Annotated in this window: 5 protein-coding genes and 1 pseudogene; 4 read left to right on the plus strand and 2 right to left on the minus strand. The window is 69.7% G+C overall.

Features of this window, described 5'->3' with window-relative positions:
- Nucleotides 1-200: 200 nt before the first annotated feature.
- Nucleotides 201-2,060, plus strand: a complete 1,860-nt coding sequence (mutL, locus tag ACRWK7_RS07395; protein WP_431855555.1) for a DNA mismatch repair endonuclease MutL — start codon at nt 201-203, stop codon at nt 2,058-2,060.
- A gap of 727 nt (nt 2,061-2,787) precedes the next feature.
- Here mutL and ACRWK7_RS07400 read toward each other — a convergent pair.
- Nucleotides 2,788-3,108, minus strand: a complete 321-nt coding sequence (locus tag ACRWK7_RS07400) for an STAS domain-containing protein (protein WP_431855556.1) — start codon at nt 3,106-3,108, stop codon at nt 2,788-2,790.
- A 127-nt stretch (nt 3,109-3,235) separates the two neighbouring features.
- Nucleotides 3,236-4,897 carry an alpha-amylase family protein gene (locus ACRWK7_RS07405; RefSeq protein WP_431855557.1) on the minus strand — a complete coding sequence of 554 codons (1,662 nt, stop codon included), beginning with the start codon at nt 4,895-4,897 and terminating at the stop codon, nt 3,236-3,238.
- A gap of 216 nt (nt 4,898-5,113) precedes the next feature.
- Here ACRWK7_RS07405 and ACRWK7_RS07410 point away from each other — a divergent pair, with 216 nt between their 5' ends.
- The 3 genes and pseudogenes from ACRWK7_RS07410 to ACRWK7_RS07420 form a co-directional block, all read left to right on the plus strand.
- The gene (locus ACRWK7_RS07410; RefSeq protein WP_431855559.1) at nt 5,114-6,817 is read left to right on the plus strand and encodes a methyl-accepting chemotaxis protein; all 1,704 of its coding nucleotides are present in this window, start codon (nt 5,114-5,116) and stop codon (nt 6,815-6,817) included.
- Nucleotides 6,818-6,899: 82 nt separating this feature from the next.
- On the plus strand, nt 6,900-7,088 hold the full coding sequence (locus tag ACRWK7_RS07415; RefSeq protein ID WP_431855560.1) for a hypothetical protein: 189 nt from the start codon (nt 6,900-6,902) through the stop codon (nt 7,086-7,088).
- A 216-nt stretch (nt 7,089-7,304) separates the two neighbouring features.
- A pseudogene (locus ACRWK7_RS07420) lies at nt 7,305-7,725 on the plus strand (hypothetical protein); the annotation flags it as partial.

The raw sequence follows: 7,725 nt of genomic DNA on the forward strand, positions 1-7,725 counted from the left end.
TCGACATACCGATTTATTCTACAAGCGCACCGATCCTTGCCAATGACTTTTTTACTACCGGCGATTAGTCCACGGAAACATATTTAAGTATGCGCGCGTGACAGAATCGGTCGCGGCGCGGCACCGGCGGTTTTGCGTCGCCGCTCTCCAACCGACACAGGCTGGTGGCGGCAACGCAGGCGACCCCCTATATTTGGTCCATGCCGATCCGCCTATTGCCCGACACGCTCGTCAACCGCATCGCCGCCGGCGAGGTGGTCGAGCGCCCCGCCGCCGCCGTCAAGGAGCTGGTGGAGAACGCCATCGACGCCGGGGCCACCCGCATCGACGTGGTGGTGCGCGACGGCGGCAAGTCGCTGATCTCCATCACCGACGACGGCTGCGGCATGGCGCCGGACGAGCTGGAACTCGCGGTCGAGCGGCATGCCACCTCCAAGCTGCCGTCGGACGACCTGCTCGACATCCGCTCGCTGGGCTTCCGCGGCGAGGCGCTGCCCTCCATCGGCGCGGTCAGCCGGCTGACTCTGACCAGCCGGCCGAAGGGCGCCGACTCCGCCTGGGCGCTGCTGGTGGACGCCGGGGCCAAGGGCAAGCCGCAGCCGGCGGCGCTGGCCGGCGGCACGCGGGTCGAGGTGCGCGACCTGTTCGCCGCGGTGCCGGCGCGCCTGAAGTTCCTCAAGGCGGCGCGCACCGAGCTGGAGCACATCTCCGACTGCATCGAGCGCCTGGCCATGGCGCACCCGAAGGTCGCCTTCACGCTGGCCGACGACGCGCGCTCCATGCTGCGCCTCAGCGCCGCGCAGGGAGAGCTGCTGGACGCCCGGCTGACCCGGCTGGGCGCGCTGATGGGCCGCGACTTCCAGGAGAACGCCGTGCCGGTCGAGGCGGAGCGCGAGGGCGTGCGGCTGACCGGCTGGATCGGCCTGCCGACGCTGCACCGGCCCACCGCGCGCCACCAGCACCTGTTCGTCAACGGCCGGCCGGTGCGCGACAAGCTGATGGTCGGCGCGGTGCGCGGCGCCTACGCCGATTTCCTGCCGCGCGACCGTCACCCGATGCTGGCGCTGTTCCTGGAGATCGACCCGCAGGAGGTGGACGTGAACGTCCACCCCGCCAAGGCCGAGGTGCGCTTCCGCGACCAGGGGCTGGTGCGCGGTCTGATCGTCGGCTCGCTCAAGCACGCCCTGGCCGAGGCCGGGCACCGCGCCTCCACCACCGTCGGCCTCGCCACGCTGGGCGCGTTGCGGCCGGAGGGAACCGCGCCCCTGCCCTACCGCGCGCCGCAGCCGGCGTCGAGCGGGCCGTGGGGGGGCGGGGCGGCGCGCTGGCGCGACTCCTACACGCCGCCGGCCCCGCCGCCGCGCGGGCTGGCCGACCGTGCGGCGGCGTTCCAGGCGCCGCTGTCGGGCCTCGAAGCGACACCGGCGGCGCGCGCGCCGGAGTACGCCCCGCCCAGACCCGCCGCCCCGCCGCTCGACGAGCACCCGCTGGGCGCGGCGCGCGCCCAGGTGCACAACACCTACATCGTCGCGCAGACCAGCCAGGGCATCGTCATCGTCGACCAGCACGCGGCGCACGAGCGCCTCGTCTACGAGAGCATGAAGGACGCCATGATCGCCGGCGGCGTGAAGCGCCAGGGCCTGCTGATCCCCGAGGTGGTGGAACTGGACGAGCCCTCCGCCAACCGCCTCGCGGCGCGCGCCGAGGAGTTGGCGCAGCTGGGCCTGGTGCTGGAGCCGTTCGGCCCCGGCTGCCTGATGGTGCGCGAGGTACCGGCGCTGCTCGGCCAGGCCGACGTCAAGGGGCTGGTCCGCGACCTCGCCGAGGAGCTGTCGGAGCTGGGCGACGCGCTGTCGCTCAAGGAGAAGCTGGAGGAGGTGTGCGCCACCATGGCCTGTCACGGCTCGGTGCGCGCCGGCCGGCCGCTGAACGTCGAGGAGATGAACGCCCTGCTGCGCCAGATGGAGGCCACCCCCCACTCCGGCCAGTGCAACCACGGCCGGCCCACCTACGTGGAGCTGAAGCTGGCGGACATCGAGAAGCTGTTCGGGCGGCGGTAGCGTGTCGGGCCACAATATTCGCGGAAGTCCGAGCGCGTTCGCTTCCGTGAAAGGCTGCAGGTTTTGCAACGGCAGCTGCCGAGGTGGTGGCTTTGCCCGCTTCCCTCCAACTGTGTGAGACGAAACCGGGCGCTTTCATCGCACCACGGGCCGGCGCCGCCGTTGCCTGGAGCCCGGCGACCGTCAGATCCAGTTCGCCAGCCACGCGATGACGGTCGCCACACCGACGGTCGCCACCAGGGCGCCCCCTACGTAGGCCCGCTGCCTCCTGGCTTGGCGGCGCTCCGCCTCGCGTCGCACCCGCAGGAGATACTGCTGCTCAGGGCTGAGGAACTGACCCGTGTCGGTCGTGGACAGATCCCGTGATGTTCTGCGGGCCGGGCGCTTCGCCGGCGGGAGTGCCTTGGTTTCAGACGCCACCACGGCCGGTCGAGACGATCGCCCCTTACCCGCCCGCCGCGCTCTTTGCGGTCTCTTCCTCATCGCTCTCTCCCGTGCTGGAGGGGGGAGATACATACGCCGTGCCGGCCGCAGTGTCAGCCGATCCCGTTCCAGGCGACAGGGAGGTCACACGCAGACGGAGGTTCTTGCGCCGGTCCGCTGGCGGCGGGAAACTGCCGCGGACCTCACGAATGCGCGGGTCCACCGGCACGATGGTGCCTGTTGGCGCTTCCTTGTGTTCCGCGCCCGGGATTGCCTAGGTCAGCCTAACCGCGGTCCGCAACAGCTACGCCGCCCCCAGCATCTCGTGCGTGCGGGTGCGCGCCAGCACCTTGTCCACCTTGGGCGGGATGTTGACGAGGCGCATGCGGCGGCCGGTGGCGGCGATGCGCTCGCCCAGCACCAGCAGCATGCCCAGGCCGTTCGAGTCGAGGAAGTGCAGCTCCCGCAGGTCCAGCACCACGTCCCCCGCGCCGTGCGCGTTCACCGCCTCGAACAGCGGGCGGAAGGTGCCATAGCTGTTGTAGGTGAGCATGCCGCTCAAGGCGCACAGCACGCGTCCCGATTCCTGCTGGATCCTGGCGCCGAACGTCCGGTCGGTGAGCATGGTTCCCCCTCCATATTGCCCCGCCGCAAAACCTAGCAGCGAAATGTTTCCGGCGTTTGTTCAGAGTGTAACCAAACTTGTTCAGACACCAAACCGAAAAATGCAACACGGACAAAATGCGTCCGTGTCACAGGTCCGAGCGCCGCAGGATGTAGTCCAGCCCGCCCACGCGGAACCAGCGGTAGCCGTAGGCCTCCAGCACCAGACAGGTGCGGCCGTCCTCGCCGACGTCGGCGTGCTCCTCGCTCAACAGGTTGATCAGGCGGGGCGACGCGCCGGTCGGGCCGGGGTCGAAGGTCACCTCGCAGGGCTTGTCCTTCAGGTTGTGCACGGCCAGCACGGCGTTGTTGCGCCAGTCATAGCGCAGCGCCAGCACGCCGGGGTCGCCGGCGTCGATGACGGTGAAGGCGCCCCAGCCGATCTCCGGGCACTCCTTGCGCATGCGGATGATGCGCTCCATCCAGTTCAGCAGCGCGTCGGGGTTGCGGCGCTGGATGGCGGCGTTGATCCGCTCGAATCCATAGGGGCCGCCGCTGATCACCGGCACCTCGGGCTTCTTCGCCTTGGTGAAGCCGCCGTTCGGCTCGGTGGACCATTGCATGGGGGTGCGGGCGCACTCGCGCTCGGGCAGCGACAGATCGTCGCCCATGCCGATCTCGTCGCCGTAGCGCAGCACCGGCGTGCCCGGCAGCGTGAACAGCAGGCTGTAGGCCAGCTCCAGCCGCCGCCGGTCGCCGTCCAGCATCGGCGCGAGGCGCCGGCGGATGCCGCGGTCGTAGAGCTGCATGGACGGGTCGGGGCCGAAGGCGGCGAACACCGTCTGGCGCTGCTTCTCGGTCAGGCGGCCGAGGTCCAGCTCGTCGTGGTTGCGCAGGAACAGGCCCCACTGGCCGGTCGCCGGGCGCGGCTCGGTGGCGTTCAGCGCCTTGCCCAGCGGCCGGGTGTCGGCGCTGGCCAGCGCGTAGAACAGCGCCTGGTTGACCTGGAAGTTGAAGCACATGTGCATGCGGTCGCCGTCCTCGCCGAAGTACTTCATGTCGTCCTGCGGCAGGATGTTGGCCTCGGCCAGCAGCACGGCGTCGCCCTTGCGCCACTGCACGAACTCGCGGAACGAGCGCAGCATGTCGAAGTGCTCGACCGGCTTGTCCACCTCCGGCCCCTTCTCGGAGATGATGAAGGGCACCGCGTCCATCCGGAATCCGGCCACCCCCAGCTCGATCCAGAAACCCATGATCTTCAGGATCTCCGCGTGCACCTCGGGGTGCGCGGTGTTGAGGTCGGGCTGGAACTCGTAGAAGCGGTGGAAATAGTAGGCCTTGGCGAGCTTGTCGTAGGTCCAGGTGGTCTTCTGCACGCCGGGGAAGACCATGCCGGTCTCGGCGTTGGCCGGCTTCTTGTCGGACCAGACGTACCAGTCGCGATGGCGGGACCTGGGGTCGCGGCGCGCCTCCTGGAACCAGGGGTGCTGGTCGGAGGTGTGGTTGACCACCAGGTCGATGATGACCCGGATGCCGCGCGACTTGGCGGCGTGCGTGAACTCCACGAAATCGCCCAGCGTGCCGTAGCGCGGATCGACGTTGTAGTAGTCGCTGATGTCGTAGCCGTGGTCGCGCCCCGGCGAGGGCTGGAACGGCATCAGCCAGATCGCCGTGATCCCCAGCCCGTGCAGGTAGTCGAGCCTGCGCATCAGCCCCTTGAAGTCCCCCACCCCGTCGCCGTCGGCGTCCATGAAGGTGCTGAGGTTCAGGCAATAGACCACCGCGTTCTTGTACCAGAGGTCGTTGATCATCGTGCCCCCTCCCCGCTTCGACCCTGCTGGAACGGGTCCGGGCGGGGGTGGGTCCGCGCCGGAGCAAAGATCAGCCTTTTTGCATATTCCCATAATCCGTTCATGGACATGCCTGGGCCGCAAATTGTCCAGTTAAGCAATCGACTCGAATCGTTTATGGTGCGCCGCCCCTCGACCGGGGCGGTTCTATGACCCTTCCGTTGCACGAGCGTGATCATGGCCTTTTCGTTGAAGCTCCGCGGCCGTCTGACGGCCATGGCGTCGGTCGCCCTGGTGGGCATGGTGGTCATCGCCGCCGTGGCGCTGACCAGCCTGCGCGCCGAGCTGATGAACGACCGCCAGATGAAGACGCGCGACCTGGTGGACGCCGCCTCCAGCCTGGCGCTGCGCTACCAGGACCTGGCGCGCACCGGCGCGATGCCGGTCGAGGAGGCGAAGAAGGCGGCGCTGGAGGCGATCGGCACGCTCCGCTACGAGGGCAACAACTACTTCTGGGTCAACGACCTGAACGGCGTGCTGCTGATGCACCCGGCCGGGCTGAAGGAGCGCGTCGGGCAGAGCGTCCTGGACGTGCGCGACCCCACCGGCTTCTCGATCTTCCAGGGCTTCATCGACGTGGCGCGGCGGGACGGCGCCGGCTTCTTCCCCTATTCCTGGCCGAAGGCGAAGGGCGAGGCACCGTCGCCGAAGATCTCCTACGTCGAGCGCATCGCCGGCTGGGACTGGGTGGTCGGCACCGGCATCTACGTGGACGACGTGGACGCGGTGTTCCGCCAGAAGGTGATCGAGCAGGCCTCGATCTTCGCCGTCGTGCTGGCCGCCGTGCTGGGGGCCGCCTGGTGGATGAGCCGCTCCATCGCCACCCCGATCGCCGCCATGCGCGGCACCATGCTGGCGCTCTCCGAGGGCCGCACCGACCTGGAGGTGCCGGCCGTGGACCGCGCCGACGAGATCGGCGACATGGCCCGCACCGTCCAGGTGTTCCGCGAGAACGTCATCCGCATCGAGCGGATGCGCACCGAGCACGAGGAGCACGAGCGCCGCGCCATCGAGGAGCGCAAGCGCGCCATGCTCGCCATGGCCGACAGCATGGAGCAGCGCGTCAAGGGCATGGTCCTGACCATCGGCAAGGTGATCGAACGCCTGCAGGGCTCGGCCAACGCCATGTCGTCGAACGCCCAGCAGACCAGCGCCCAGAGCAGCGCCGTGGCGGCGGCCAGCCATCAGGCCTCGGCCAACGTGCAGACCGTGGCGGCGGCGACCGAGGAGCTGAACGCCGCCAGCCAGGAGATCGGCCGGCAGGTCGAGCGCTCCTCCTCCGTCGCGCGGCTTGCGTCGGAGCAGGCGGCGCGGACCGACGGCGTGGTGCAGGGCCTGTCCGAGGCCGCCGGCAAGATCGGGCAGGTGGTCGACCTGATCCGCGACATCGCCGGCCAGACCAACCTGCTGGCGCTCAACGCGACCATCGAGGCCGCCCGCGCCGGCGAGGCGGGCAAGGGCTTCGCCGTGGTGGCGCACGAGGTGAAGGGCCTGTCGACGCAGACCGCCCGCTCGACGGATGAGATCGCGTCGCAGATCGCCGTGGTGCAGGCGGAGACCGACCAGGCCGTCGCCGCCATCCGCGAGATCGCCCGCACCGTGGGCGAGGTGCACGAGACCTCCTCCTCCATCGCCGCGGCGATCCAGGAGCAGCACGCCGCCATCGGCGAGATCAGCCGCAACGTGGCGCAGGCGGCGCACGGCACCGACGAGATCAACCTGCACATCACCGACGTCTCGCGCGCCGCCGACGGCACGCTGGGCGCCTCGCAGGCGGTGGCCGACGCGGCGGACGAGCTGGTCCGGCAGTCGGAGGCGCTGGAGCACCACGTCGAGGACTTCCTGCGCGAGATCCGCGACTCCAACCGGCTGGCGGCGTAAGGCCGCAGCCCCCTCCGTTCGGAAGCCTTGGTGGCGCCGGCGGTTGCTGTATGCTGAGGGCCAAATCAGCAGGGAGGACAGCGTGCGCTATCACGTCATGGCCGGCGGCACGATGGGGGTCATCAGCCTGAAACGGGACACCCTGGACGGCGCCATCAAGAAGGCCAACGAACTCCGCCAGAGCCACGAGTACGAGGACGTCCGCATCATCGACACCGACAGCGGCGCGGTGGTCGATGAGGGGAAGGCGGCGGCGCAGCAGGCGTCATAGGTCTTCGCATCGGGCCCCCACCCAAACCCTCCCCCCGCGACGTGGGGGAGGCTAGGAGGGGGGCCCAGCGCAGCCACCTTCCCACGCCCCAGACAATCAAACGCCCTTTGTGGCCCGGCTCACATCCGCCCCGGTCCGCCCCCGCTAGTCTCCTGTCATCGACAACACGCCGGACGCGACAGAGCGCCGGCCCCCCTCAGACAGGAGACCGACCCCATGATCCGCACCTCGCTCCTCGCCGGCTTCGCCACCCTGGCCCTGCTGTCGGCCCCCGCCATGGCGCAGAACGTCGCCAATGTCTCGAACACGGCGGCCGGCATCGGCAACGTCGCCGAGCAGAGCGCGACGGTGATGCAGAGGGGCAAGGGCCTGTTCGCCGGCCCGAACACGGCGAACGTCTCGAACACCGCGGCGGGCATCGGCAACTTCGCCGGTCAGAGCGCGCTGGTGATGCAGCGCTCCAAGGGCCCGTTCTCCGGCGGCTCGACCGCCACGGTCGGCAACACCGCGGCGGGCATCGGCAACACCGCGCTCCAGGGCGCCACGGTGATGCAGCGCTCCAAGGGCCTGTTCGGGCCGTCCAACGCCGCCAACGTCCAGAACCTCTCCGCCGGCATCGGCAACTTCGCCGGCCAGG

It is taken from the genome of Azospirillum sp., assembly GCF_050789165.1.

Excerpts from the sequence above, each read along its gene's own strand:
- mutL (WP_431855555.1), top strand. The coding sequence starts at position 201 with ATGCCGATCCGCCTATTGCCCGACACGCTCGTCAACCGCATCGCCGCC.
- ACRWK7_RS07400 (WP_431855556.1), bottom strand. The coding sequence starts at position 3,108 with ATGCTCACCGACCGGACGTTCGGCGCCAGGATCCAGCAGGAATCGGGA.
- ACRWK7_RS07405 (WP_431855557.1), bottom strand. The coding sequence starts at position 4,897 with ATGATCAACGACCTCTGGTACAAGAACGCGGTGGTCTATTGCCTGAAC.
- ACRWK7_RS07410 (WP_431855559.1), top strand. The coding sequence starts at position 5,114 with ATGGCCTTTTCGTTGAAGCTCCGCGGCCGTCTGACGGCCATGGCGTCG.